This is a genomic window from Synechococcus sp. R55.7 (genome assembly GCF_047461955.1).
Taxonomy (GTDB): domain Bacteria; phylum Cyanobacteriota; class Cyanobacteriia; order Thermostichales; family Thermostichaceae; genus Thermostichus.
This window is the reverse complement of the sequence record NZ_JANSIC010000096.1, coordinates 7,982-9,675: the sequence shown is the minus strand read 5'-3', so window position 1 is coordinate 9,675 and position 1,694 is coordinate 7,982. Positions and strand designations below refer to the sequence as shown.

The 1,694-nt window shown below is 58.9% G+C and carries 2 protein-coding genes; both read right to left on the bottom strand.

Annotation, left to right across the window (positions count from 1 at the left end):
* A partial coding sequence (locus tag NW820_RS06770; RefSeq protein ID WP_414407050.1) for a hypothetical protein occupies positions 1 to 289 on the bottom strand: 289 nt, incomplete at its 3' end.
* Positions 290 to 295: 6 nt separating this feature from the next.
* Complete coding sequence (locus NW820_RS06765) at positions 296 to 1,561, bottom strand: hypothetical protein (protein ID WP_414407049.1); 1,266 nt, start codon at positions 1,559 to 1,561, stop codon at positions 296 to 298.
* Between the last annotated feature and the right edge of the window lie 133 nt (positions 1,562 to 1,694).

Genomic DNA, 1,694 nt, shown 5'->3' with positions numbered 1-1,694 from the left:
CCTCTGTCTGGGAACCAGAAGACTTGGCCAACTGCTGCAAACGATTTAAGATCTGCGCCTCAGCGTTGGCATCGTGGAGTCGCAACGTTAGGCGGGGCACCCGCAGTGAAGCCGTAATCCGGCCTGAGGGCAGATCCAGCCACACCAGTTGCCCTTGAAAACAGCGACAAGCGGCTCCCCATTCCTGGGCCAGAGCCTCTACCTCTGACCAGACAAGGCAACGTGGCAGCAGCAGGTCGGTGGCCCACCCAGCCCCACACTCCCGCCGCCTGAGGACACGCACCTGCATGGATCCCTACATCCGCAAGGACTCCGTCCCGCTGACGCGAGCGGCGTAGAACTCGCACCAGGGATCCCCCTTCTCTCTGGCCTTGGTCTCCTGGCCGTGGAAGAGCCCACCCCGCTGGAAGAGGCGGTTGTAGAAGACTTGATCCAAAACCGGCTTCTGCTGGATGTTGCCGTTGTAGACCAGATTCATCATCGCCGGCACCGCCCCTTGAGCAAAATAGCAGGCGGGATCTTCTGCCCGTGGGTAGGAAGCCAAAAAGTAGTTGGCTTCGTAGTTGCCATCAATGGCCACCCGGCAAGACTGGCCGCTCACCACCTCCAAAGCCTGCCAGCGACCCCACCCCAGACTGCTGGCCACCGCATAGCCGCCGTGGATCCAGTCCGTGTCCTTCTCCAGCATCGGCCCCACCAGGGTTTCCCACTCCACCGATTCCATGATGTTGCCGAAGGTGTAGAACACACAGACATGCCCCGACTCGCGGATGAGAGCTTCCCCCACCCCCATCAGCTCAGCCTGCACCGCCTTCAGCTCCTGTAAAAAGCGATACTGAATGCGGTTGTAGTAGTTGGCAGGCATGCGCGTTAGCAACACGTTAAAGGCGCGAATTTGCCCCCGCTCATCTCCGGCCAAAGGCAAGCCCCACAGAGCTTCGTTGACCGCGTCATAGTCCACTGCTGTTGTGGGCCGGGGGAACTGGAGCGGCTGCTCGATCAACTTGCCCATCCCTGGACTGGGAGTCAACAACTGGGGCCGCGGCAGCCGAGTAACCTGGATTACACAGTGATCCTTACGGGTAACGGCCATGCACTCCGTTTCTTCTGCCGTGTAGCTCCCCAGCTCGCCAAACGTGGCATCCAGAGCTGCTGCCACATAGCCCACCGCCAAGTGGTCAATGGGACGTGTGCGGTTGACCTGATCCCCGTACTTGCTCAGCCAACCTTCTGCATAGTGAGAATGGGTAAGCTGCACTTCCCCGCCTGAAGGTGTCACCTCAAACGCCAGCCGCCCAAATCCTAAAAAACTGAAGATCTGAGCTGCCACTGCCAGGCGCTCTTGGGTCTCCTGAATGCCAAGAGCCTTGAAAGCTCCGTACAGAAGACTGTAAAAGATCTCCTGGGCTGCCGTGCGCAGGATCCCTACTCCATCGATCCAGTCGGGATCTTCAATAGTCTGCTGCAGGAATAGGTTGTAGTGATGGCAGTGGAAGACAACCGGCTCTCCAAACAGGGAGATCAGCTTGCGGTTGCGGTCGAGATGGAGATGTTCAAGCATGGACAAGTGGGTTGAGATGAATGATAGTGCTCAAAGCAGGCCCCTGAGCGCGGCAACTGCCCTCAGGCAAAGCTCGCCAGCCATTCTCGACTACTCAAACCGGCATGGCAATAGGCAGCCGCTCTCGGCCCAA

Coding starts and splice junctions, on each gene's coding strand:
- NW820_RS06765 (WP_414407049.1), bottom strand. CDS start 1,561: ATGCTTGAACATCTCCATCTCGACCGCAACCGCAAGCTGATCTCCCTG.